Source organism: Streptomyces sp. NPDC042371, assembly GCF_056437465.1.
In genome coordinates, this window is record NZ_JBWKAP010000003.1 from 398771 (window position 1) to 421692 (window position 22922).

Here is a 22922-nt window from a genome sequence, read left to right on the forward strand (position 1 = left end):
GAGCCCTAGGGACCTAGCGCTCCCTGGGGAGAGCCGCCGCCCGCACCTCGGACGACGGCCGGGGCTCCTTGCGCGGTGCGCACGCGGCGCGCCGCACGGGGAGCCTGCCCTCCAGGAGGTAGGCGTCCAGGTGCCCGTTCACGCACTTGTTGGGACCGCCGCCGATGCCGTGCGTGCCCGCGGCCCGCTCGGTGACCAGGACCGAACCCGACAGCCTGCGGTTCAGCTCCTGCGCGCCCCGGTACGGCGTCGCCGCGTCGCGCTCGGCGGCCAGGATCAGCGTCGGGGGCAGCGCGCCGTCGGCCGTGCCCACGTCGACGGGCCGCTGCCGGGGCGCCTTCCAGTAGGCGCACGGCAGGTTCATCCAGGCGTTGTCCCAGGTCTCGAAGGGCGCCAGGCGCGCGAGCTCCGAGTTGTCGCGGTCCCAGGTCCCGAAGTCCGTGGGCCAGGCCGCGTCGTTGCACTCGACGGCCGTGTACACGGCGTTGCCGTTCTCGTTCTCCGCGGCCGCGCGCGGCTCGGGCGAGGCCTGCTCGATCAGCGGCTTCGGGTCGCCCTTCAGATACGCGGACAGGGCCGACGCGCGCGACGGCCAGTAGTCGTCGTAGTACCCGGCCTGGAGGAAGGAGGACTGCAGCTGGCCCGGCCCGACCTTGCCGCCCGCCGGTTCGTGGGCGAGCTCGGCGCGCACCTTCTCGTAGCTGCGCAGGACGTCGTCGGGTGTCTTGCCCAGGTGGTACGCCTTGTCGTGCTTGGCCACCCAGGTGCGGAAGTCCGCCCACCGCCGCTCGAACGCCAGCGACTGGTCGAGGTTGTTGCGGTACCAGATCTGCTCGGGGTCGGGGTCGACCGCCGAGTCGAAGACCATGCGGCGCACGTGCGACGGGAACAGCGTCGCGTAGACGGCCCCGTAGTACGTGCCGTAAGAGGCCCCCATGAACGTCAGCTTCTTCTCGCCGAGCGCCGCCCGCAGCACGTCCAGGTCACGCGCGTTGTTCGGCGTCGTGTAGTGGCGCAGGCCGGGGTTGCGCTTCGCGCACCCTCGCGCGTACGCCTTGGCCTGCGCGATGCGCTCCTGCTTGTACGAGTCGTCGGGGTGCGTGGGGGACTGCGAGGGCGCCTTGGAGAAGTGCTTCGGGTTCTGGCAGGACAGCGGCGCCGAGCGGCCGACCCCGCGCGGGGCGTAGCCGACCAGGTCGTACGCCGCCGCGATGCGCTTCCACTCGGGCATGACGCCGACCATCGGGAAGTACGTGCCGGACGCGCCGGGGCCGCCGGGGTTGTAAACCAGGGCGCCCTGGCGTGCGACCGCCTTGCCCGCGGTCTTCCTGGTGGCCTTCGTGCGGCTGACGGTCAGTTCGATCCGCTTGCCGTCGGGGCGGGCGTAGTCGAGCGGCACGGAGACGGTGCCGCACCGGACGGACGGGGGGAGGCCCTCGGCCTTGGCACAGGTGCCCCAGCGGATCCCGGCGGCCTCGGCGCGCTGGGCGGCGACGGTGACGCCGTGGGTCTCGGGGGAGGGCGGGGCGCCGCTCGCGCTTCCCGCGGGGGCGGCGACGAGGGCGGTCAGGACCAGGGACCCGGCGGTTCCGTAGCGGACGGCGGCTGCTCTCATCGCGCTTGTCTATCTTGTGGTATTTGGCTATGTAAAGCACCGATGTGGGGGTGTCGGCCCAATGACTCCGTTGGGCCGCTCAGGGGCGCGGCCGGTGGGCGAAGGCCGCCCGCAGCCCCGGGTCTCCCGTGGCGCGCACCCCGCGCACGGCGACGGCCGTGAGCTCCTCGTCGTGCGCCGGGAGCGCCCCGAGGAGCCGCTGGCCCGCGGGGGAGGCCCAGCGCGTGTACGGATGCACCTCGACGCGCGCGATGAGCAGACAGGCCGTGCACAGCAGCAGCGGCAGCGAGAACCAGACCGCGACCGGCACCTGACCGGCGGCCCCGTGCTCCTGGGCGGGCATCAGCACCGCCACGGTGCCCAGCGCGAGGACCGCCACCGTCGCGGCCCGCACCTGGCGCACGGCGGCCGCGACACCCGCGCCGAGGCCGTCGGGGACGGCGAGGCCCGCCGCGACGAGCCGGTCGGCGAGCGCCCGCACCGGGTCGGCAGCCGCGGCCCCCAGCCGTATCGGCGCTATCCGAGACTGCCCGGCCGGGCCGATCGCGCCGAGCACCGAGCGCTCCATGTCGTCGCGGCCCACCGGGTCGACGACGGTCGCCCAGCCGGTGTGCGCGATCAGCAGCCGACGCGCCCTGGCCATCGCGACGAGCGTCACGTCGGCGACGCGGGCGGGGCCGCCGGAGAGGAACGCCGTCTCGTAGAGGGTGAGTTCGTGGCCGCGGCTCGCGGACCGCTCCTGGGCGGCGGCGCGGCTGGTGGCGAGGCACAGGCGGCCACAGGACAGACCGGCCGCGGCGCAGGCGAGGAGGAGCAGAGGGACCCAGAACATGGCGATTTTCTATGCGAAGGCGTCGCATTGCGCCATGGTGTTTTCAGTATGTGGACACGCGGTGACGGGTAGGTAACGTTCCGTTTCCTTCGCGGGTCCTCGCGGCCCCGACCCTCTCAGTCCCTGCCGGGCTTCGGCCGGGAGGCCGCCGGGGGCAGCGGGAACGAGGGCGAGGGGGTGACCGGCGTGGCCGAGCCGGGGGCGTCCGTGGGGCCCGGCGGGGCCGGGGAGCGGCTCGCGGGGGGTGCGGGCCCTGTCGTCGCAGCGTCCCTGGCGAGGCCGTCGAAGTCGACGAGCCCGGTCTCCTCAAGGACCGTGATGTGGTCGAGGACGGTCGTGTTCGCGTCGTCGGCCAGGGTGCGCACCAGCGAGTTGCGGGTGTTCGCGCGCACTTGGGCGACCACGGAGAACACCTTGCCGTGGGCCCGGCGCAGAATGTTCGCGAACTTCTCGTTGTACGTCTCCCCGCTCGCCCCGCTGAGCTCCGACAGCCAGCCCCGCTGCTGGCTGTTCGGCTGGCTGGGCAGTTCGAGGCCGAGGCGGGTGGCGACTTCGCGTACGCGCGCGTCGAGGAACGTATGGCCGTCGACGAGGTGCTTGCCCGCGGTCCGTACGGCCTTGGTGGTGCCGCGCTCCTCGGCCTGCTGCCCGGCGGGCAGCTCCCACAGGCCCGCGAGGCGCACCTTGGTGATGAAGTCCCGGTCCAGGGCGGAGAGGGGCCCGAAGTCGGTGGACACGGTGTCGGCGTTGAGCCGGTCGAGGGCGGTGCCCGAGCGGTCCTCGTAGGACCAGAGGGGGAAGAGCACCGCGGCCAGGGTCGCGACGAGCCCCGCCGCGATGAGGCCGGTGCCGTTGATGGTTCGTAATCGCATGGTGCCTCCTGGTGCGGCACCGCACGTTAGTGCGCCCCGGGAGGCGCACGGTCCGATACGGCCGGGAGTACGTCACCTGCCGTACCGGGTCCATGGGTTGATGAGCGCGGCGTGCGCCCCCGGAAGGCCGCAGCGGGCGGCGGACGGCCCGCCCGGAACGGCCCGGCTCAGCTGCCCCCGCCGCCGCAGGAGGAGCCCCCGCCCCCGCCGCAGGACGAGCCGCCCCCGCTGGAACACGATGATCCCCCGCTCGAACACGAGGACCCGCCGCCCGAGCACGAGGACCCGCCCCCGCCCGAACAGGACGACCCGCCGCCCCCGGAACAGGACGAGCCGCCGCCCGAGCAGGCGAACCCGCCGCCCGACCCGCACCAAGTAGGCGTTCCGCTCCCCGAGTTCCACGGAGTCGGGTCCTGGTACGGAGCGGGGGCCGGGCCCGTGGGAGCCGCCGCCGGAACCCCGACCCGGGCGGCGGCGATCAACTGGGCCCGCAGATCCGGGTGGGCCGCCGCGAGGCCGCGGGTCGCCACCAGGTGCGCCGCGCCCGTCAGATGCTGCGACGAGGCGACGTACTGGCGCAGCGCGTACCGCCCGGCGACGGTGAGCTGCTTCGAGGTGACCGCGAGGCAGACGGCGCCGCTCACGATGCCGAACACGGCGCCGGGCAGCAGGATCAGGATGTCCTCGAACGGGGTTCCGGGACCGCCGGACTCGTCCTGACTCCCGAAACCGGCGGTGAACACCAGCAGCGACACGACCGTGCAGACCACGAACCCGAAGAAGGTCAGGGCGATCTGTGCCCCGGCCCAGCGCCGCCACCTCCGCTGGCGGCCAGGACGCACCAGGAGGCCACGGCGGGCGAGCGCCTCGCCCGTCTCCTGCACCGGCAGGCTGCGCATCACGGCCGCCCGCAGCCAGTGCAGCGCGCCGCTGGGCGCCGCGGCGTGGGCGTCGACGACCGCCTGCTCACCGGCGTTCCTCGCGGCAGGGCGGGGGATCCCGACGACGCCGGGTCCCGCGACGACCAGACGGCCGTCCTCGTGCAGGCCCGCGATCAGCGCGTCCGCGGCGCGGGCGGGGCCGCCGGAGAGGAACGCCGCCTCCAGCGTCCCGCGGACGAAGACCCCGTGCTCGGCGTCGAGCGGCTGCCTCGCCCGGTACGGGGACCGGGTGCGGCGGGCCGCCGCCACACCACGGATGAGCTCGGCGGAGGCGAGCGAGACGGCGAGCGTGTAGGCCATGGCCAGGAGGCTCATGGCGTCACCGCCTCGACAGGACCCGGCGGGTGGCGTGCAGGAGTCTCGCGGCGGGCCGCCGCGACAGCGGGGCCGGGCCCGAGCGCTCCAGCCACCAGTCGCTCAGCCGCCGGCGCGCCGCCGGGTCCACGGGGCACCCGGCGAGCAGCAGGTGCTCGGCGAAGTTCAGCGCGTCGTGGCGGTAGCCGCCGGTCATGGGCCGGGCCCTGGCGTAGGCGAGGAACGCGCCGCGGTACGCCGTGCCGAGGATCTCGGGCAGCTCGGGCGCGACCTTCGCGACGACGTCGGCCCGCTTGGCGGCCAGGGCGTGGCTCTGCACCTTCAGGCGCGCGTGGTCGAAGCCCTCGGGCGTCGGGGTGCCCGCGACGAGCGCGGAGAGGAGCGCGGCCTGGGCGACGGCGGTGCGCTGGCGGGCGGCGGCGGAGGCGGCCGGTACGTCGCGACGCTCGGCGGGGAGGTCCGCGAGCGCCTCGCCGGACGTCTTCACCGTGGCCCGGATGGCGTCAAGCTCCCGCTCAAGCTCGGCCGGTTCGGGGAAGTTCTCGTCCCGCTCCAGGAGGACCCCGGGCGGCGACACGCGCGACGCGAGGTCGGCGAGGACCGCGAGCACGGGCTCCGGCACGGGGTGCGCGTGGCTGTCGTGCCAGACGCCGTCCCGCTCGAAGCCGCCCGCCACGTGGACGTACGCGATCGCCTCGACCGGCAGTTCGTCCAGGGCCTTGGCCGGGTCCTCGCCGCGGTTGACGTGGTTCGTGTGGAGGTTGGCGACGTCGATGAGGAGACGTACGCCCGTGCGCTCGACGAGCTCGTACAGGAACTGCCCCTCCGTCATCTCCTCGCCGGGCCAGGCGACCAGCGCCGCGATGTTCTCCACGGCGAGCGGCACGGGCAGCGCGTCCTGTGCGATCCGGACGTTCTCGCAGAGCACGTCAAGGGCGTCGCGGGTGCGCGGCACCGGCAGCAGGTGCCCGGCTTCGAGGGGCTGCGTCGCGGTGAGGGCGCCGCCCGCCCGCACGTACGCGATGTGCTCGGTGACCAGCGGCGAGCCGAGGGCCTCGGCCCGCTCGGCCAGCGCGGTGAGGCGCTCCTCTGCGGGGCGGTCCGCGCCGCCGAGGCCCAGCGAGACGCCGTGCGGCACGACGGTCACGCCGCGCTCGCGCAGCCGCAGCAGCGATTCGGGCAGATGCCCCGGGCAGAGGTTCTCCGCGACGGCCTCGACCCAGTCGATGCCGGGCATCGCCTCCACGGCGTCCGCGATCTCGGGCCGCCAGCCGATCCCGGTCCCCAACCGCTGCTGCGGAACCCGCCTCTCCAGATGCTCCATGTCGACTCCCCCTTCGTCCCCGGGCCCCCCGGCCCCGGTACAACCATGACCGGGACGGGGGCGGGCGAACCCTCGGGTGGAGACGTTCAGAGCTACATTTGAGGTTCCGGGCGGCCCGTGTTGATCTCGCCGGGAGGGCCTGGCGAGGGCCTGGACGTGGTGGAGACGTCGCCGCTCGGCCCGGCGGGCGGGGGCTCGGGGGGAGTGGCTCCGGAGGGCGGGGGAGGCCCGGTGGGGCTTGCGGTCGCGGTCGACGCGGCGCCGTTCGCGATCCCGTCGAAGTCGACGAGCCCGGTGGCCTCCAGCATCGTGATGTGGTCGAGGACGGTCTGGTTGGAGTCCGTGGCGAGCTGGCGGATCAGGGAGTTGCGGGTGCTGTCGCGCACCTGCGCGATGACGCTGAAGACCTTGCCGTGCGAGGCGCGCAGCAGGTTCGCGAACTTCCGCTGGTACGTCTCGCCGCTCGCCGCCGACAGCTCGTCGAGCCATCCCTGCTGCTGGTCGGTCGGCTGGTTGGGCAGCTCCACGCCGAGCTGCGCGGCCACCGTGCGCGTCCGCTTGTCGAGGTCGGTGTGTCCGACGATCAGGTGGTCGCCCGCCTCCTTGACGGCCTCGGTCGGCGCCCGCTCGACGGCCTGCTGTCCCGCGGGTATCTCCCACAGCCCCGCGAGCCGCACCTTCACGAGCAGGTCCCGGTCGGCCGCGGAGAGCGGCCCCCACTGGGTGGCCACGGACCCGGCGGCCAGATTGGCGGGCCCGGTGCTCGACCGGTCGGCGTAGGACCACACGGGGAACGCGAGGGCGCCCAGCGTGGCGACGAGTGCCGCGATGATCAGAGCCGTGCCGTTGACGCGCCGCAAGGTGCCTCCCGTGGTGCTCCGGTGTCGCCGTGGTACCGGGGAGTACGGAAGATACGGGCGGGGCGTTCACTTGCGCGAGATGTCGGACGCCGTCGCCCGCACCCGGTCAGCTGTCCGGTCAGTTGTTGCGTGCGTAGAAGGCCACTCCCCGCCGCCACCACGCGAGCCCCGACCACAGCAGGAGGGCCGCCACGGCGGGGAAGGCGAAGACCAGGGCGGCGGAGAAGGGCACGCTGTCGGCGTGGCCCGTCAGCCATGCCGCGGGGTAGAAGCCCGCGAAGGCGATGGGCACGGCGAAGGTGAAGGCGCCCTGCAGCAGCCAGGGGAACAGGCCCAGCGGGTAGTTGCCGAAGGTGCCCGACACGCTGTCCAGCCAGAAGAACAGCGACTCGCTGCCCCTGAAGCGCAGGACCAGGGCCGCGATGTGCAGGTTCAGGCCCAGCTCGATCACCAGCGCCCCGACGACGGCGGTGAGCAGGAACGCCACCATGCCCACGGTCCACTCCACGTCCAGGAGGGACAGGCACACGCTGAGCGAGGCGCAGGCGACGACGAGGTCGCCGACGGCGTTCACCGGGGCCTCGTAGGTGAAGACCTGCAGCAGCACGGGGGCGGGGCGGGTGCGGAAGGCGTCGAAGCGGCCGTCCCGCAGGAGATGGGGGATCAGGCCGAGGTTGCCGAAGAAGAGCATGTACAGGCCGTGGCCCAGCATGCGGATGCTGCTGATCAGCAGGACCTCGCCGACGCCCCAGCCCGCCAGCGAGGGGAAGCGCCCGAAGATGACCGTGGCGAACAGGAGCACCGTCACCTGATAGGTGACCCCGTTGGCGATGGCCATGGCGAAGTCCGCGCGGTTGGCCAACTGGCTGCGGACACCGGCACGCAGGATGACCAGCGCGAGCCGCAGTCGGCCCACCGGGCGCGCGGGCGGCGCCGACTCGTCGGAGCGCGGGACGGAGGACATCGCAGACATCGGATCAACCACCAAGGACGAGAAGGCGACGCGCCGCGCGACGCCACAGAAGGCGGCCGACGGCGGCCAGCAGGAGGCACCAGGCGGCCTGTTCGAGCAGGTAGGGCCAGGCGTCGGAGGCCGCGATGCGGCCCGTGTAGAGGGAGACGGGCACGTGCACGGTCGCGGAGAACGGCAGGTGACCGGCGACGGCGGTGAACCACGAGGGGAAGAACCACAGGGGGATCAGCGCGCCGGACATCAGCGTCTGCGCGAACGCCGCGAGGCGGTTGACGCCGAAGCTGGTGATGGTCCAGAAACTGGTCAGGTCCACCAGGAGCGCCAAGTGGTAGAAGACGCCCTGGCCCAGTGCGTAGGAGAGGGCGGCGACCGCCGTGGCGGCCGCCGAGGGCGGCGGGGCGACCAGGCCGGTCACCAGGCCGACGACCAGGCCCGCGAGCAGCCATGCCGTGGCGTAGAGGCTCTCGCCCAGGCCCCGCCAGGCGCAGTAGCGGCGGGCGGAGACGGGCCGGGTGAACCAGAACACCACAGAGCCGTCCCGGATCTTGCTCTGCGCGGTCTCCTGGGACGCGCCTTCCATGATGACGCGGCCGGTGCCCATCAGGGTGGCGAGGACGGAGTACGTCACGGCCTGGGTGACGTCCATGCCCGCGACCGTGTCGCCGCCCTCGCCGTAGAGGGCGCGCCACAGCAGGACGTACAGAAAGACCTGCGTGACGATGATGAACGCGGTCGCCACGATGCGCGGGCGGTACGCCCACTCCGTGCGCGGCACGAGGGCCGCGAGGCGGTAGGCGCGCGGCTTCCCCCGGGACGGGGGCGCCTGGACCGTCATGCCGGGCCTCCCGCGGGGGCCGCGGCAACTGCCTCCGGGCGCGCGTAAAGGGTGCGCAGGACGTCCTCGACCTTCGAGCCGTCGAAGACCACCGAGCGCACGGCGTGGGCGGCCAGCAGTTCGTCGGTCACCTCGCGCTGTTCGGCACCGGGGTGCGGGCGCAGGTGGACGGTCGTGCCGTCGGTAGCGACGACCTCGGCGGTCCGCAGGCTCAGCGCGCCCGGCGGCGTCTCGAACTCCACCACGACGGTGCGCTGATGGTGCGCGGCCTCGGCGAGCTCGCCGCGCTCGCCGTCGAAGACGACACGGCCCCGGTCGATGACGACGAGGCGCCTGCAGAGCGCCTCCACCTCGGCCATGTCGTGCGTGGTGAGCAGGATGGTGTGGTCGCCGGTGCGCGCCAAGTCGGCAAGCAGGGTGCGCACTTGGTCCTTGACGAGGACGTCGAGGCCGATGGTCGGCTCGTCGAGGAAGAGCAGCGGGGGCCGGTGCAGGAGCGCCGCCGCCAGGTCGCAGCGCACCCGCTGGCCGAGCGAGAGGAACCGCACCGGCGTGTCCCAGAAGGGCGAAAGGGCCAGTACGTCGTCCAGCTCGGTCAGCGTGGCGCGGAACTCCGTCTCGGAGAGGCCGTAGATGTTGCGCAGGATCATGAAGGAGTCGTACGCGGGCAGGTCCCACCACAGTTGCGTGCGCTGCCCGAAGGTGACGCCCATGGCGTGGGCGTTGCGCTCGCGGTCGGCGTAGGGGTCGAGGCCGAAGAGGCGGGCGGTGCCCGACTCCGGGAGCAGCAGCCCGGTCATGACCTTGATGAGCGTGGACTTGCCCGCGCCGTTCTGGCCGAGCAGGCCGATGAACTCGCCTGGCTCGACCGTCATGTCGACCTCGTTGAGCGCCGCCGTGCGCCGCGCCTTCCGCCGCTGGAAGGGCCGCTTCCAGGAGCGGCCCTCGGCACTCTCCCAGCTGCGGAAGGTCTTGGTGACGTGGTCGACGCGGATGGCCGGGTGCCGCGTGCTCACGAGCCCGCGCCCGCTTCCGCGCCGCTCGCCACCGCGTCGGCCACCAGCGGCGCGAGCAGTTCGCCCACGCCAGGGAGCCAGCCCGCGGGGACGACGCGGCGCAGCGCGCCGGGCGCGAGCGTGGCGAGCGCGGTCCCGGCCAGCGGGGCGGTGAAGTCGGGGGCGGCGCCGCTCTCGCGGGTCACCACGCCCAGGGCGTAGGCGGTCGTCCAGATCTCGGTGAGCAGCACGTCGCTGACGCGGTCGTGCACGAAGGCGCGGTGCGGCAGGCGGTCCAGTGCCGCACGCAGCGCCCCGACGACCCGTTCGCGGGTGATGCCGCGCTCCAGGAGGGCTTCCTCGGCGGGGACGCGCCGCCAGCCGTCGGGGGCGGCGGCGTCGCGTATGTAGACGACGGCGAGCTGCTCCCACCAGCAGAAGTACGGCACGGCGTCCAGGTGGACGAGCTCCTGCGGGCTCTGTCGGCCCTGGGGGAGAGCGGGGGCCGTGTCGGGGAAGCAGGCGGCGCTGCGCGGCCCCATCACGTCGTTGCCGACGAGGCTGGCGGGGTTGGCGTGGTCGACGAGATTCGCGACCGGCACGACGGTCTCCGTCCCTGCCGCGGCAAGGTAGCCGAGGAGCGCGACGTCGTCGGTGTCCTCCTGGGCGGTCTTGGCGGCGGCGTACTCCTCGAAGCCGAGGGCGAGGGGGGCGGGGAGCACGAGGGCGACCGAGGGCAGGTAGTCGTCGACGACGGGGGCCCAGGTGTGGCCGCGCAGGGCGGCGACGCGCACGGCGTTGGCGGTGCGCGAGCCCCACTCCGTGAACAGGCTCAGCGAGGCGTCGGGCCGGTCGGCGATCAGGGCCCGCACGCGCGCGGCGAAGTCGGGGGCGAGGATCGCGTCGTCCTGGAGGACCAGGTGGTGGGTGGCGCCGGGCGCGACCGACTGCCAGGCGAGCCGGGCCGTGCGCAGGGCGGAGGGCGGTCCTTCCGGGTCCGGGTCGGTGATCAGGCGGGCGTCGAGCTCGGGGTGGCGCGCGAGCAGTTCGCGGGCGGCGGCCGCGCGCCGCGGGTGGGCCATCACCACCGTCGACAGGTGGATCTCGGCGGTGTCGGTGCCCGGGGCGTGCGGCTCGGGGGCGTCGGTGGGGGTGTTCACGGTAGGGAGGTCCTTTGCGTCGTACGGGTGTTGTGCGGGGTGGACGGGGCGGTGGGGTGGACGGGGTCAGCGTTCGGTCTTGCCCATGGCGAGCGGGCGCCGGGCGAGCGGGCCGAGGGCGCGGGCGGTGGCGAGGCGCAGGGGACCGAGCCAGTGCAGCACCGGTTGCAGGAGGAACAGGGGGAGCAGCAGTGCGGGTGCCCCGCCGCCCAGTGGTTCGGCCCGCTCGTGGGCGCCTTCGTGGCCGTCCAGGAAGCGGGTGGCGTGGCCCATGCTGATCAGGGCATGCAGGACCATATACGCACCGGCCGCGACGGCCCACGCGAGGAGCTCCCGGTGGGCGCCCCGCACGCTCAGGACCACGACGGCGGCGGCCACACAGGGCGGCCCGACGAACCACCACACGGTGTCCAGGCCCTCCTTGACGAGCGTCACGGTGTTGCGCGGCCCGTAGGCGCGCAGCGCCGGATCGCGGAGCAGCCGCAGACAGCCCACGACACTGCCCAGGGCGACGAGGCTGTACGCCTTCGCGAGCGCGCCGACGCGGGCGTAGCGGTCCACCAGGTTGTAGACCGGCAGCACGACGGCGCTCTCCCCGGCGGACGACAGCTTGTAGCCGATGAGGAGGTCGTCGACCGGCTCCTCGTACATGCCGATGGACACGAGCATGTCGTGGCGTACGAACAGGCCCGCGCCGATTCCGTAGACGACCGGGTCGAGGGCCGTGCGCAGCCCGTCGGGCAGCCGCAGCGCGCGCAGCCTGGCCCTGGCCCGCAGCCGGTGTGCCTCGATGCCCATGCGGCGGCGCAGGTCGGCCATGGCGTGGGCGCGCAGCGTCAGGTCGGCGATGCCGGTGCGGGCCGCGTGCGGGCGCCGCAGTTGCAGCGGCAGTTGCTGGATCAGGGTGGGCGGGGCCTGTCCCGCGCGGCGGGCCTTGTCGGTCTCGTGGGCGAGATGGCGCAGGGTGGTGCGGTCCGGCTGGGAGTCCGCGTCGTAGACACCGATGTAGGTACGGGACGGGTCGGCGTCCGGGGGCAGCAGGTCACGGAGCTGCTCGACGGCGTACACCAGTTGGCTGCTCTTCGCGCCTGACGACTCGTCATAGTGCAGGTGGTGCAGGGCTGTTCCGGGGTGGTGGACGGCGATGTCGGGGAGCAGCTTCGCGGCCACGTCCCGGGTGGTGGGGGTGGCGGCGACCTCGGCGCGCAGCACGTGCGAGGGGTCCGTGGCGGACCGCACGCGGGCTGCCACGTCGCGCGCGCGGGAAGACGGCACGATGCCGGACAGCTGGGCCGCGGCGGCCGCGTCGTCCGGTGCCGCGAGCAGGCGCCGCGCCAGGCCGGGGAGTTCGGCGAGGTGGCGCTCCCGGTCGCGCTCCTCGCGTTCGGTGGTGACCACGACGATGTGCAGCAGCTCGCGCGGATAGTCCAGGCGGGCCACCGCGCCCACGACCTCGGACAGGAGGTCCTGTTCCCGCAGCGCGGGAATGAGCAGGGCGACGTGCGGCCCTCCCGTCCCCGGTGCGGGGACGGGTGTGCGGCGTGCGGTCCGGAGCGCGCGTGCGGTGACGACGGCACGCGCGGTGAGGAGGACGCCCCAGCCGAGTACCGCCCACAGCAGGACCGTTGACGCGAGGATCACGCGGTGCCGCCCTTCGCTCCGGCGGGCGGGTGCGGGTCCAGGCCCGGGCCCAGGTTGCGGGCGCCGCCGCGGTCGGTGCCCGCGAGCTGGAGTCGGCGGGCGACCGGGTAGAGCCGCTCGGCCCAGGCGACCACGTCCCGGGGTTCGAGGCTCTCGGGTTCGCCGACGTCGATGCCGGGCAGCTCCTCGCGCAGCCGCGCGCCCAGGCCCAGGCCGACGGACAGCTCGTACCGGCCCTCGCCCCCGACCGCTTCGAGTCCGGTGACCAGCCGCCCGTCCGCGAACCGCGGCAGCACGCGCGCAAGGCCGAGCTCGGCGGAGCGGGCGAGCAGCGCGCTGCCCTGCAGTGCCTCGCCCAGGAGGTCGTCCGTGCCGACCGTGCCGGTGAAGCCGCGCCCGACCGTGAGCGACACGATGACGTCGAAGAAGCGGTTGGGGAAGCGGCGGTACTGGCCGCGCAGCAGATGGCGGCGGCGCGGCAGCGCGGAGTCGGCGTGCCGCGCCACCCGTGCCAGGCGCGGCGGGGCGTCGCCGTCGACCAGCGTGACCCTGAGCTCAAGTGAGGTGTCGATGGAGAAGGCGTAGTCGTCGCCGGTGCGGCGGATGCTGCGGGCGTCCTTGCCGACTTTGACGACGAGGGAGTCCTCGAACACCTGGAGCTCGTCGGCGTGCCAGCGGTCCCCGTACTTGTACTCGGCGGAGCGGAAGCGGCCGTCGGCATGGAAGTTGGCCAGCAGGACGGGGGTGTGCGGGCGCTGTTCGGCGTCCTCGAAGACGGAGAGGTGGGCGGCGCCGACCAGGGACAGCTTCTGCTGGTTGCGGTCCAGGACCTCCAGCGAGAACTTCTGCGGCGACAGGACGCCGAACAGCTCGTTGGCGAAGGGCGCGTCGAAGTCGGGCGCGTAGACGAGCAGTTCGCCGTCACCGTCGGTGCCGTCGCCGGTCGGCGCCCAGCTCTCCACCCGCAGCTGCTCGCCGAGTTCGGCGCGGTTGCGGAAGGTGTGGAAGGAGTAGGCGTGCGGGTAGTCGTCCGGGTTCCGGCGCTGCGGGGGGTGGACGACGAGATGGCGCAGACACGCGCTGCTGCCGCGCAGGTGCTTCAACTCGGCGGGCACGGGCGGCGCGGCCGGGGTGCGTCCGGCCTCCGCGGCGGGCGCGGCGAGGGCGGCAGCCAGGTCGGCGGCGAACGTGTCGATGTGGGTACGCGTCATGTGCGGCATGACGTAGAAGTGGTGGAAGAGGCGATCCGTCGTGTGCCCCTGGGCGTCCGTCCAGGGCAGGGTGTTGCCGACGAGGCGGTAGTGCTCCTTGAGTTCGCCGGGGAGAGTGCCGCCCTCCGTGGAGAAGCCCACGACGAGGACGGTGTTGCCGGGCGAGGGCAGGAGGACCGCGTCCGGGTCGGCCGTGCGGATCGCGTCGGCCAGGTGGTCCCTGAGGCCGAGGCAGCCGCGGAACGTCTCGCGGTAGCCCTCGGCCGCGAGCCCGAAGACCAGGGACCACAGCGCGGCGGCGGTGGCGCCCGAGCGCGAGCCGGTGACCGTCTCGTCCACGAAACCGCTCATCGGAGCCGGGATCGCCCCGTGCCCGAGCAGGCCCTTGCGGCAGAGGAACACCCCGCAGCTGTAGGGCATCAGGCCCGACTTGTGGGGGTCGAGGACCATGGAGTGGACGAACCGGTTGCGGAAGTCGAAGGGGATGTCCGGCTCGGTGAAGGGCAGGATCATGCCGCCGTGCGCGGCGTCGACGTGGTGGAAGAACCGCAGCCGGGACGCCCCGTCGACGCGGCGGCCCAGGAGCGAGCTGATGCGGTCGACCGGGTCGGCGAGTCCCGTGTTGTAGTAGCCCGCGGTGGAGACGACGATGACGCCGGTGACGCCGGTTTCATCGCCTTCGGCCTCCAGCGCGTCGAAGGCCTCCTCCAGGGCGGCCGGTTCGAGGATCCAACTCGGCCCGGCGGCAAGCGCCTTGAAGTCAACGTCCAGGATCTCGGCGGCCTTCGCCACGGAGTGGTGGGTCAGGGTGGAGGCGATGACGAGCACCCGGCGGCAGCCCGCGGCCCGCAGGGCGTTGCGGCCCACCCGCAGTCCGGCGAGGGTCCCTTCGTTGGCGCCGCTGGTCAGATAGCCGTCGGCGGAGTCGGCGTGCATCAGGCCGCCGAGGGCGAGGACCGCCTCCCGCTCCAGTCGGCGGGTGCCGCGCACGCCGTCGCCGAAGCGGGTGTGCACGCCGACGTTGTTGGGGTTGCGGGCCGCGAACATGCCGCTGGCGTGCAGGGCGAGCGGGTGCGGCTCGCTCATCGCGAAGCCGAGGCGCACCGGGTCCGTCGCCGAATGCCAGTCGGGCACTTCGGCGAGCCGGTCGGCCAGGGCGGCGGCCAGCGCGTCCGTGGACAGCGCGGTCTCGGGGAACGGGTCGCACTCGGTCGACCCGTCGGACAGGTCAGGCATTCCGGCTCACGTCCTCACTGCCGCCGATGCCGATGCCGATGCCGACGCCGACACCGGTGGCCGCGTCGTGGCGCAGCTCGCAGCGGAGCACCGCGCGCGGGCCGACGTCGAGGTCGCGTACGTAGGTGTGCACTTCGCCCTCGGGTCGCAGGCCCACGGCGGCGAGACCGGCGAGGATCTCCTCGGTGGGCAGCAGCGTCATGGGGACGCCGTCCGGCAGCACGTACTGGCCCGCCGTCTCCCCGGGGCGCAGCCGCGGGTCGAGGGAGTCGGAGGTGAAGGTGTTGAGGGCGAGCACCGCGCCGGGCCGCAGGACGCGCGCCAACTCAGCTATGCCGGACTGGAACTGATGGGGCGTGGGGGCGTTGTGGAGTACGCCGTAGCAGACGGCGAGGGCGAAGGTGTCGTCGTCGGCGGGGATGGCGTGGGCCGCGCCTTGCCGGACGGTGACCAGGCCGTCCGCGAAGTGCGCGGTGGCGTCGCGGGTCGCATCGACCATGGCCTGGTGCAGGTCGACGGCGACGACGGTGCAGCCGTGTTCGAGGAGGGCGACGGTGTTGCGCCCGCCGCCGCAGCCCAGGTCGAGCGCGGGTCCGGTGAGGTCGTCGGCGTACTTGGAGAGGATGTCGACGAGGTAGGGCTGGGCGGTGAGTGACGCGAAGTCGCGGACCGTCTCCGGGGCGTTCCAGTAGGTGGCGGCGCGCTCGGCCGCGGTGGCGGGGAGAGTCATCGGGTGGGCTCGATCTCTTCGTAGGTGCCGTTGTACGGGAGGGCTCGGATGACCCGCATGCCCTGCTCCGCGAAGAAGGACTCGCAGGTGTCCGGGTCGGCGGTGAGCGCGAAGAACGCCGGGCCGACGGAGGACAGCGCGAGGACGGTCGCCGTGCCGTCGGTCTTCAACGGTTCGAGGCGCGTGGCGAGTTCGCTCAGTCCGGGGTGGGAGAAGGAGCAGTTCTCGATGCTCCCCATGCGGAAGCGGTAGTCGAAGACGAGGTCTCCCAGCGGGCCGAGGTCACCGCGGAGCGCGGCGGGCATGGCCTCGTGGAGCATCCGGAAGGCGATGGTGGGCGCCCAGCGCTCGCCGGTCTCGCGGAAGCGGTCGAACTGGTCGATCTCGGCGGCCATCAGCTCGTCCGTCGACCGCTCCTGCAGCGTGGTGGGCACGCCGATGACCAGCGAGAGTTCCTGCGGTACCGAAGCGGTGAGGACGACGGTGCTGCGGCCCGCGACGACCTGCACGCCACCGGGGTAGAGGCCGGAGGCGGCGGAACCGCCGATGCACTGGACGGGCATGAGCAGGTCGCTGCCTTCGGTGTGCTCCTCGCCGTGGTTGCTGGTGAGGAAGGGCAGCAGGTCGGCGCGGTCCACCGGGTTGCCGTGGAGGTGGTTGACCGCGGTGGCGACCGCGGCGATCAGGCTGCTGCTGGAGCCGAAGCCCGCGTGCACGGGCAGCGGGTCGCTGTCGACGCTCACGTGCAGGTCGCAGTCGACGCCGAGGGCGGTGCACATGATGCGGGCGGCGTGCTCGACGAGCGCGGGCCGTGCGATGGCCGGGTCGAGCGAGAGGCCGTCGCCGGGGGCGAGCCTGCGCAGGTGCACCCGGTGGAACCGGGCGACGGAGAAGACCAGTTCACCCGCGTCGTAGATCAGGTGGTTGTCGCCCGCGATGGCGCCGGGCTGGAGCGCCATGGCGTTGAGGCGGGTGGGGTAGCGGATCGCTGTCTCGTCCGCGGGCTTGACGGGGCCGAGCGGTGCGGTCAGCGGGTGGTGGATGGTGCCGGGTGTGAAGGACGTGAACATCAATCCGCCTTATGCCGTGGCGTGGTCGAGGGGTGGCGCGGCCGTGCAGGCGTCGGCAAGCCGCTGGTGGCGTTCGGTGGTCAGCTCGACCAGGTGGTCCAGGGAGTCGGTGGTGTAGCCGCCGCTGCCGAGGGAGCCGTCCGGGCGGATGCGCATGTTGGCGCGGGCGAGCTGCAGGTGCGGGAGCCGGAAGTGGAGGATCTCCCGCATCAGCAGCCGCAGTTGGTTCCGCACGGACGCGGTGTCCTCGCCCGTGGCCTCGTCCAGGATCCGGGGCAGCAGGGGGCGGCTGGCCATGATGGTGTCGCCCGCGGCGCGATAGGCCGCGGGGAGGTAGAGCAGGTTCTCGTCGAGGTACTGCTCGTACCACGCGTGCCTGGGGTCGCCGGGCTCCGGCCTGAGGACCGCCATGTCGACGAGCAGCGGCGTCATCTGGGCGCCGCCCGGCGCGAACAGCACCGTGCCGCCCACGGTCATCGGCGGGAAGTAGGGCCGCATCCGGGTGGAGAAGACCTCCGGCGTGATGTTCCGCTTCACCGTGAGGAGCGCCTGCGCGAACACCTTGAACGCCTCGGTGGCGGCGGTCAGATGCTCTTCGAGGAGGGGGTCGCGGACGGGGAGCGTCAGCGCGGCCATGAGGTGGTCGACGGCGGGCCGCAGCGCGATGCCCGCCCTGCGGACCTCCGAGATGAATAGGACTTCCTCGGGGATGTCGGTGAAGGTCCTCAGCGCGTCCTCGGGGTTGCGCAGGGAGTACGTGTAGACGCTGTCGCGCGGCACCTCGTCGACGAGGCCGCCGAGCTTGAGCAGGGTCTCCTCCGCGCCGGGCAGGGACCGGTGGTCCGTGCCGTGCCGCTCCAGGGAGGCCAGGACGAAGCCGAGGTCGCGCAGGGCGGCGCTGGCCGTGACGTCGTCGGTGACGGCGCCGGGGACGCGGTCGAGGAGCCGGTGCGCGAGGCGCTCAAGGCCGCCGGTATCCGCGGAATTGTTGAGCTCTGGTATTTCTGCCGTGTGCTCTGAGAACCGCAGCGGATCGAGTTCGCTCACGCGCTGGTCCAGAGTTCTCATGTCAGTGGCGAGATTCAAGGAAATGACCTCTATATGTGCCGGAGTGGCGGACTCGGGTACGTCAAGACGTCAAGAAGCGTCAGAGACGGGGACGTTGAGCTTTGAAGAGCGGTGAAATGCGTGAAAGTGGGTCAGAGGGAAGAATTCAGCTCGTCGAGCGCGTGAATGCGATGGGCCAGCGGCACGGGAGACTGTGCCGCGGCGGGCTGCGAGGTGACCCAGGCAACGGGAATTCCAGCGGTGTGCGCGGATCGCAGACCGGCGAAGGAGTCGTCCACGGCCAGCGCCCGCCGGGGCGCACAGCCGCTGTGCCGCAGGGCCGCGAGATAGACGTCGGGGGCAGGCTTCGGCGCAAGGGTGCGGTCGGCACAGGTCACCGATGCGAAGTGCGGCCTGATCCCCAGCCGGTCCAGGTGGCCCGCCACCCAGGTGTGCGCGTTGCCGGAGGCGACCGCGATCCGGTGGCCCCTGGCGAGGCAGTGGTCCAGGAAGGACCGGGTGGCCGGTGCCAGCGGTTCCTCGTCCGCGCGCCGCTGGTTCGCGCGCTCGAACACGTCCCAGAACTCGCGCGCCTTCTCCTGCCCGAGGACGGATGTGAGCGTCCCGTTCATGGAGTCGCGCGCCAGTGTCCCGTCGGGGTGCGTGGGTATTCCGTCGGGCAGCTGAATGCCTGCCTCGTCGAGTACGGATGTCCACGCCTCGATGGCGATGCGTTCGGTGTCGAGCAGAACGCCGTCGAAATCGAGGACGATGAGGCGTTGCGATGCCGGGTATTCAGCTTGTCGGCCGGAAATGGACATGCGGCAACGCTCCCCCCATTCCGGAATTGCAGCCCGAACAGGGCAACACTTCCGGACCCCCTTGGTCTAGACCTGAAAAACGTAACCTGGAACGAGGTGCACTTCAAGCCCTTGAATGTCAATCCGGACTGGTGGTAAAGACCTCGTCGCGCTGCGTACAACAGGGGCCCGTGCGCGAGGATGACCCCCATGGAACATGATCTTGCGGTGCGGCTCGACGGGGTCGGCCGCCGCTACGGCGTGGGCGGTACGTGGGTGCTGCGCGGCGTAGACCTGGGCATACGGACGGGTTCCCTGGTGCGGTTCGAGGGCGCCAACGGCACGGGAAAATCAACCCTGTTGAGAGTGCTCGCCGGGATCGACGCACCGTCCGAGGGGCGGGTGTCCGGACGCCGTCGCACGGCGTTCGTCCCCGAAAGGTTCCCGGCCGCCCTGCCGTTCACGGCCATCGGCTACCTCACGCACATGGGCCGCGTGCACGGCCTCGCGCGCGGCGCGGCGCGGCAGCGCGCGACCGAGTGGCTGGAGCGCTTCGGCGCCGCCGGATACGCGCGGACGCCGCTGTCCGAACTCTCCAAGGGCGGCAGCCAGAAGGTCGCCGTGGCGCAGGCGCTGCTCGCCGACCCCGACCTGCTGGTCCTCGACGAGGCATGGACGGGCCTGGACGCGCCCGCCCGCGCCGAACTCGACCGCGCGGTGGCCGAGCGCACGGCGGCGGGCGGCTCCGTGGTCTTCGTCGACCACGACCCGCGCCGCCTGCTGGGGGTGGCCGACGAGACGTACGCGCTCGTCGGTACGGCACTCAACCGCCGTACGAAAGACAGCACTTCGCCCGCCCGGCAGGGGCCGACCGTCCTCATCGAGGTCCGGGGGCCGCAGGGCGCGGAGCTTCCGGGGCCGGTGGCGGCAGCGGCCGTGGAGGTGTTCCCGGGAACGCCCGACGGCACCACGCGCCTCGCGGTTCCGCAGCCCCACTCGGACCGGGTCCTGAGGGAACTCCTGACGGCGCGGCCGCCGTGGCACGTGGTGACGGTGAGCGCGAGGATGGCCGACGCGGACGACGCGGGCGACACCGCGACGGTGTCGGGCGGGGAGGAGCTGTGATGTCTGCTCTGTTGCGTTACCAGACCGACCTGTTGGTGCGCTCCCAGCGATGGCTGCCGCCCGTCATCCTCTACGCCGTCTTCCTCGGCATCGGTGTGCAGGGCGGTCAGCCGATCCTGGACTCGCTCGCGTACGCCGCCGGGGCGCTGCTGCCCGTGGCCGCCTGGCTCGTGCGCATCTGTGTGTCCAACGAGCCGCCCGCGGCCCGTAGTTGCTCCGCCGCGGCCGCCGGCCCAGGGCGGGCCCACCTCGCCTCGCTGCTCGCCGCGTTCCTCGCGGCCTCCGCGCTGGGCGGTGCGGCGGCCCTCGTCGTGACGGCCATCAGCGATGCGGCGAGCACCAACTCGCGGGTGCCGGTCCCGCGGCTCTCCGCGGGCGCGGCCGGGCTGCTCGCGATGCTGGTCAGCGCGTTGCTCGGCACGGCGATCGGGGCGCTCGCCAACTGGCCGCTGCTGCGTTCCGCGGGGCGGGCCGTCCCCGCGATGCTGCTCGCCTCGCTACTGCTGCTCGTCACCACGGGCTCCCCGGCGAAGTCGGTCCTCACCGACCTGACCACGGGGTCGCGGGAGGGCACGGTGCCGTTGTCGCTCGGCGCGCTCGCGGGGGCGCTTGCGGTGGCGGCGGCCGCGATGTGGGCGGCGTGCGCGCTGAGTTCGCGGCGGGGCTGAAGCGGGTGGCGGGGCGGGGCTCACCCTGAGTGGCTCACCCCGAGCAGGCCGACCGCTCCGCCTCCCGCCACTCGCACACCGGGCAGAGCGTGCTGCCCTTGCGGGACTCCGGGTACTCGGTGGGGGCGCGGCACAGCACGCACTCGGCGACGGCCGCCGTACCGGTCGTCCCGGCCTCGCCCGTGCCCTCGTCCGCATGCTCCATACCGACCAGCCTAGCTCCGCGCCCCGGCGGCCCCCGCCCTCCCGATCTGCTCCGACACCCGGACGAACCGGAACCCGCGTTCCCGCAGCTTCGGGACGATCGTGCGCAGGGCGCGCTCCGTCGCGGGCGCCGCGCTGCGCGTGCAGTGCATGACGACGACCGAGCCGGGCCGCACCCCGTCGAGCACCTGCCGGGCCACCGCCGCGGAGTCCGTCGCGAAGGCGTCGCCGCTGACCACGTCCCACTGCACGGCGGTGACGCCGCCGGGCGCGAGGGCGCGCAGGGACCGCTGGTCGTAACAGCCGCCGGGGAAGCGGAAGTACGGCACGGGGTGCTCGACCCCCGCCGAGCGGAACGCGGTGAACGCCCGCTCCATGTCGGTGCGCATACGGGCCGCGGGGACGGTCGGCAGCCCGTAGCAGCTGCCGGTGAAGGCGTGGTGGCTGTACGAGTGGTTGGCGACCTCGAAGAGCGGGTCGCGGCCGATGTCCCTGGCCTGGGCCGGGTACTCCTCGGCCCACCGCCCCGTCATGAAGAACGTCGCGGGCACCTTCAGCCGCCGCAGCGTGGCGACCAGCGCGGGGTTGTCGAAGCGCTCACCGGCCTTCGCGCGCGGTCCCTGGTCCGCGGTCATGTCGGCGTCGAAGGTGAGGGCGACGGTACGGCCGCCCTTCCGGGACCCGTTCTCGAAGACGGGGGTGAGACCGGCGGGGCCGGGCGCGAGCGTCGGCGCGGCGGACGGCGAGGGGGCGGCGGTCGCCGGGGGCCGGGCGGGGCGGCCCGCGTGACCGGACGACGTGGCGGTGTCGCCGGCGCATCCGGCGAGGGCGGCGGTCAGGGTGCCGAGGGCGCAGAGCGCGGCGCATCTCCGTACGAGAGTGATCACCCGACGAACATATATAGAGGAATGTAGTAAATCGGACTAAGGCTCGGCCCACCCGGGCCCATCGCCACTCGTCCGGGCCCGCGCAGGGCCGGTGCGGGCGAGCCGGTGCGGACGGGCCCGCGGCCGGTCAGTGCCGCACGGTCACAGCCAGCCCGCCAGCGACCCCATGAACCCGTCGAAGTCGTCCCGGTGGATGGTGTGCCCCGCGCCCCGCACCGTGCGCACCTCGAAGTTGCGCCGCGCCAGCTCCTCCTTGAGCGCGTCGGGGACGACGGCGCTGGGGTCCGCGACCTGCACCAGCGAAGGCACGACGGGCGCGGCGGGGGTGTGGTCGACGGCGCCCGTGCCGGACAGCGAGAGCGCGGTGGCCGGGTCCCAGTCGGCCAGCGTGGCGATCTCGACGTCCACGTCGGCCGCCTCCCAGCGCGGGTTGAACTTCGCCAGGACGTCGCGCGGGATCCGCTGGAACTCCACGAACATCGCGGGGTCGACCGAACCCTCGCCGCCCAGCGCCCACGCCGGATCGGAGTAGACGGCCCGCGCGGGCGCGAGCCGTTCGGCCGCGAGGGCCAGGGCGAGACCGCCGAGCGAGTGTCCGATCGCCAGTTCCGCGCCGGTCGGCAGGGTGTCGACGAGGTCGTCCGCGAAGATCCGCGCGCCGTACTCGCCGCGCCCGCTCGCGCCGTGGCCGCGCAGGTCGACGCCGATGACGCGGTAGCCCCGGTCGGCGAGGGCGGGCCCTACGCGCCGCCAGGTGCGGTGGTCCGACATGAGCCCGTGGACGAGGAGGGCGACGCGGTCACCCGTTCCCCACTCGTGGGTGTGCAGCTTCATGGTGGTGGTGCCTTTCTCGTACGCGCCCGGCGGCACCCCTAGATCTTGTACGTGGACTGTTCCGCTCCGGTGGCCGCCCCTCGATGTGACGCATGCAACGGGCCTTGTCCACGCACAATGCAGAAGTGGGGCGCATGTCGAGGCAGTCTCGGAACGGCCCCGAAAGTGCCCGATGGTGACGGAAGGAACCCCCTATGCGTCCGGTACTCCGCGACGACGTACGGCAGTTGGCGAAGAGCTGGGTGGACCAGGCTCGGACCGACGCGCTGAAGAACGGCGACGAGCCGCCGCCCGCGTTCGCCGACGTGCCCGACGACCAGCGCGCGCCGCTGTTCCACGAAGCGCACTACTGGCACACGCTCGCCTCCGGGCTGTTCATGGAGCAGTCCGTTCCGCCCCGCCCCTCCGCTGCGAACATCCGGGCCATGCGGGGGCACCTGACGGAGAGCTGCGAGCTGCTGCGCTCGATGATGGACCGGCGCGGAGACTTGCTGCCCGAGGGCGCCCACGAACAACTCGCCGCCCTCGACCTGCGCGTGACCATGGCGCTTGACCTGGTGGAGAACGCGGGCACGGCATGGGCCCGCGAGACCGACGCGGCCTGGCACGAGCTGATGCTGCTGGCCCGCCTGCTCACGTACGACCCCGCGCGCAACAGCGACGAGTGGGTGCCGGAGGGCTGGAACCACTTCGCGGGCCTGTATCTGGTCTAGCGCCCTGGGTCCCGTATGGCAGATTGTTCCCCGT

At 73.1% G+C, this 22922-nt stretch carries 22 protein-coding genes; 3 read left to right on the forward strand and 19 right to left on the reverse strand.

The window, feature by feature from the left end; all coding sequences use genetic code 11:
* Window positions 1-13 precede the first annotated feature (13 nt).
* The 16 genes from AC068B_RS11310 to AC068B_RS11385 form a co-directional block, all read right to left on the reverse strand.
* A complete protein-coding gene (locus AC068B_RS11310; protein ID WP_478670732.1) occupies window positions 14-1615 on the reverse strand; it encodes an alpha/beta hydrolase in 1602 nt (533 codons plus the stop codon).
* A 79-nt stretch (window positions 1616-1694) separates the two neighbouring features.
* A complete protein-coding gene (locus AC068B_RS11315; RefSeq protein WP_478670733.1) occupies window positions 1695-2447 on the reverse strand; it encodes a TIGR04222 domain-containing membrane protein in 753 nt (250 codons plus the stop codon).
* A gap of 116 nt (window positions 2448-2563) precedes the next feature.
* Window positions 2564-3319, reverse strand: a complete 756-nt coding sequence (locus tag AC068B_RS11320; RefSeq protein ID WP_478670735.1) for a DUF4142 domain-containing protein — start codon at window positions 3317-3319, stop codon at window positions 2564-2566.
* 167 nt (window positions 3320-3486) lie between these two features.
* Window positions 3487-4575 carry a TIGR04222 domain-containing membrane protein gene (locus AC068B_RS11325; protein WP_478670737.1) on the reverse strand — a complete coding sequence of 363 codons (1089 nt, stop codon included), beginning with the start codon at window positions 4573-4575 and terminating at the stop codon, window positions 3487-3489.
* Between the two features lie 4 nt (window positions 4576-4579).
* A complete protein-coding gene (locus AC068B_RS11330; RefSeq protein WP_478670738.1) occupies window positions 4580-5899 on the reverse strand; it encodes an MbnB/TglH/ChrH family RiPP precursor modification enzyme in 1320 nt (439 codons plus the stop codon).
* 92 nt (window positions 5900-5991) lie between these two features.
* Window positions 5992-6759 (reverse strand): DUF4142 domain-containing protein, encoded by a 768-nt coding sequence (locus AC068B_RS11335; protein WP_478670739.1) that lies wholly within the window; start codon window positions 6757-6759, stop codon window positions 5992-5994.
* Window positions 6760-6877: 118 nt separating this feature from the next.
* Entirely contained in the window at window positions 6878-7723 is an 846-nt protein-coding gene (locus AC068B_RS11340; protein ID WP_478670742.1) for an ABC transporter permease, read from the reverse strand.
* A gap of 13 nt (window positions 7724-7736) precedes the next feature.
* Complete coding sequence (locus AC068B_RS11345; protein ID WP_478670743.1) at window positions 7737-8567, reverse strand: ABC-2 family transporter protein; 831 nt, start codon at window positions 8565-8567, stop codon at window positions 7737-7739.
* Window positions 8564-9583 (reverse strand): ABC transporter ATP-binding protein, encoded by a 1020-nt coding sequence (locus AC068B_RS11350; RefSeq protein ID WP_478670745.1) that lies wholly within the window; start codon window positions 9581-9583, stop codon window positions 8564-8566. Before AC068B_RS11350 ends, AC068B_RS11345 begins: the two co-directional genes overlap by 4 nt.
* The gene (locus AC068B_RS11355) at window positions 9580-10722 is read right to left on the reverse strand and encodes a hypothetical protein (RefSeq protein ID WP_478670746.1); all 1143 of its coding nucleotides are present in this window, start codon (window positions 10720-10722) and stop codon (window positions 9580-9582) included. The genes AC068B_RS11350 and AC068B_RS11355 overlap by 4 nt, the downstream gene beginning before the upstream one ends.
* Window positions 10723-10788: 66 nt before the next feature.
* Window positions 10789-12363: a glycosyltransferase family protein gene (locus AC068B_RS11360; RefSeq protein WP_478670747.1), complete on the reverse strand. Its 1575-nt coding sequence runs from the start codon at window positions 12361-12363 to the stop codon at window positions 10789-10791.
* Window positions 12360-14810 (reverse strand): pyridoxal-dependent decarboxylase, encoded by a 2451-nt coding sequence (locus tag AC068B_RS11365; protein ID WP_478670750.1) that lies wholly within the window; start codon window positions 14808-14810, stop codon window positions 12360-12362. The genes AC068B_RS11360 and AC068B_RS11365 overlap by 4 nt, the downstream gene beginning before the upstream one ends.
* Window positions 14803-15540: a class I SAM-dependent methyltransferase gene (locus tag AC068B_RS11370; protein WP_478670751.1), complete on the reverse strand. Its 738-nt coding sequence runs from the start codon at window positions 15538-15540 to the stop codon at window positions 14803-14805. Before AC068B_RS11370 ends, AC068B_RS11365 begins: the two co-directional genes overlap by 8 nt.
* Window positions 15537-16610, reverse strand: a complete 1074-nt coding sequence (locus AC068B_RS11375; RefSeq protein WP_478670752.1) for a GHMP family kinase ATP-binding protein — start codon at window positions 16608-16610, stop codon at window positions 15537-15539. The genes AC068B_RS11370 and AC068B_RS11375 overlap by 4 nt, the downstream gene beginning before the upstream one ends.
* A 9-nt stretch (window positions 16611-16619) precedes the next feature.
* Window positions 16620-17678, reverse strand: coding sequence for a monodechloroaminopyrrolnitrin synthase PrnB family protein (locus AC068B_RS11380; RefSeq protein WP_478670754.1), 1059 nt, complete (start codon window positions 17676-17678; stop codon window positions 16620-16622).
* A 131-nt stretch (window positions 17679-17809) separates the two neighbouring features.
* Window positions 17810-18478 carry an HAD family hydrolase gene (locus AC068B_RS11385; RefSeq protein WP_478670755.1) on the reverse strand — a complete coding sequence of 223 codons (669 nt, stop codon included), beginning with the start codon at window positions 18476-18478 and terminating at the stop codon, window positions 17810-17812.
* 189 nt (window positions 18479-18667) lie between these two features.
* On the opposite strand from AC068B_RS11385, the gene AC068B_RS11390 reads away from it, so the two are divergent.
* Window positions 18668-19582, forward strand: coding sequence for an ATP-binding cassette domain-containing protein (locus tag AC068B_RS11390; protein ID WP_478670757.1), 915 nt, complete (start codon window positions 18668-18670; stop codon window positions 19580-19582).
* Window positions 19582-20250, forward strand: a complete 669-nt coding sequence (locus tag AC068B_RS11395; protein ID WP_478670759.1) for an ABC transporter — start codon at window positions 19582-19584, stop codon at window positions 20248-20250. Before AC068B_RS11390 ends, AC068B_RS11395 begins: the two co-directional genes overlap by 1 nt.
* A gap of 34 nt (window positions 20251-20284) precedes the next feature.
* Here AC068B_RS11395 and AC068B_RS11400 read toward each other — a convergent pair whose 3' ends face one another.
* From AC068B_RS11400 to AC068B_RS11410, 3 genes are all read right to left on the reverse strand, one after another.
* On the reverse strand, window positions 20285-20455 hold the full coding sequence (locus tag AC068B_RS11400; protein ID WP_478670760.1) for a hypothetical protein: 171 nt from the start codon (window positions 20453-20455) through the stop codon (window positions 20285-20287).
* Window positions 20456-20465: 10 nt separating this feature from the next.
* A complete protein-coding gene (locus AC068B_RS11405) occupies window positions 20466-21341 on the reverse strand; it encodes a polysaccharide deacetylase family protein (protein WP_478670761.1) in 876 nt (291 codons plus the stop codon).
* A 141-nt stretch (window positions 21342-21482) separates the two neighbouring features.
* Window positions 21483-22175: an alpha/beta fold hydrolase gene (locus AC068B_RS11410; protein WP_478670764.1), complete on the reverse strand. Its 693-nt coding sequence runs from the start codon at window positions 22173-22175 to the stop codon at window positions 21483-21485.
* Window positions 22176-22369: 194 nt separating this feature from the next.
* Between AC068B_RS11410 and AC068B_RS11415 the strand changes: the two genes are divergently transcribed.
* Window positions 22370-22888, forward strand: coding sequence for a hypothetical protein (locus tag AC068B_RS11415; RefSeq protein ID WP_478670765.1), 519 nt, complete (start codon window positions 22370-22372; stop codon window positions 22886-22888).
* The last annotated feature ends 34 nt before the right edge of the window (window positions 22889-22922 follow it).

Excerpts from the sequence above, each read along its gene's own strand:
- AC068B_RS11315 (WP_478670733.1), bottom strand. The coding sequence starts at position 2,447 with ATGTTCTGGGTCCCTCTGCTCCTCCTCGCCTGCGCCGCGGCCGGTCTG.
- AC068B_RS11325 (WP_478670737.1), bottom strand. The coding sequence starts at position 4,575 with ATGAGCCTCCTGGCCATGGCCTACACGCTCGCCGTCTCGCTCGCCTCC.
- AC068B_RS11345 (WP_478670743.1), bottom strand. The coding sequence starts at position 8,567 with ATGACGGTCCAGGCGCCCCCGTCCCGGGGGAAGCCGCGCGCCTACCGC.
- AC068B_RS11400 (WP_478670760.1), bottom strand. The coding sequence starts at position 20,455 with ATGGAGCATGCGGACGAGGGCACGGGCGAGGCCGGGACGACCGGTACG.
- AC068B_RS11330 (WP_478670738.1), bottom strand. The coding sequence starts at position 5,899 with ATGGAGCATCTGGAGAGGCGGGTTCCGCAGCAGCGGTTGGGGACCGGG.
- AC068B_RS11375 (WP_478670752.1), bottom strand. The coding sequence starts at position 16,610 with ATGTTCACGTCCTTCACACCCGGCACCATCCACCACCCGCTGACCGCA.
- AC068B_RS11370 (WP_478670751.1), bottom strand. The coding sequence starts at position 15,540 with ATGACTCTCCCCGCCACCGCGGCCGAGCGCGCCGCCACCTACTGGAAC.
- AC068B_RS11340 (WP_478670742.1), bottom strand. The coding sequence starts at position 7,723 with ATGTCCTCCGTCCCGCGCTCCGACGAGTCGGCGCCGCCCGCGCGCCCG.
- AC068B_RS11390 (WP_478670757.1), top strand. The coding sequence starts at position 18,668 with ATGGAACATGATCTTGCGGTGCGGCTCGACGGGGTCGGCCGCCGCTAC.
- AC068B_RS11410 (WP_478670764.1), bottom strand. The coding sequence starts at position 22,175 with ATGAAGCTGCACACCCACGAGTGGGGAACGGGTGACCGCGTCGCCCTC.
- AC068B_RS11380 (WP_478670754.1), bottom strand. The coding sequence starts at position 17,678 with ATGAGAACTCTGGACCAGCGCGTGAGCGAACTCGATCCGCTGCGGTTC.
- AC068B_RS11365 (WP_478670750.1), bottom strand. The coding sequence starts at position 14,810 with ATGCCTGACCTGTCCGACGGGTCGACCGAGTGCGACCCGTTCCCCGAG.
- AC068B_RS11310 (WP_478670732.1), bottom strand. The coding sequence starts at position 1,615 with ATGAGAGCAGCCGCCGTCCGCTACGGAACCGCCGGGTCCCTGGTCCTG.
- AC068B_RS11385 (WP_478670755.1), bottom strand. The coding sequence starts at position 18,478 with ATGTCCATTTCCGGCCGACAAGCTGAATACCCGGCATCGCAACGCCTC.
- AC068B_RS11415 (WP_478670765.1), top strand. The coding sequence starts at position 22,370 with ATGCGTCCGGTACTCCGCGACGACGTACGGCAGTTGGCGAAGAGCTGG.
- AC068B_RS11395 (WP_478670759.1), top strand. The coding sequence starts at position 19,582 with ATGTCTGCTCTGTTGCGTTACCAGACCGACCTGTTGGTGCGCTCCCAG.
- AC068B_RS11320 (WP_478670735.1), bottom strand. The coding sequence starts at position 3,319 with ATGCGATTACGAACCATCAACGGCACCGGCCTCATCGCGGCGGGGCTC.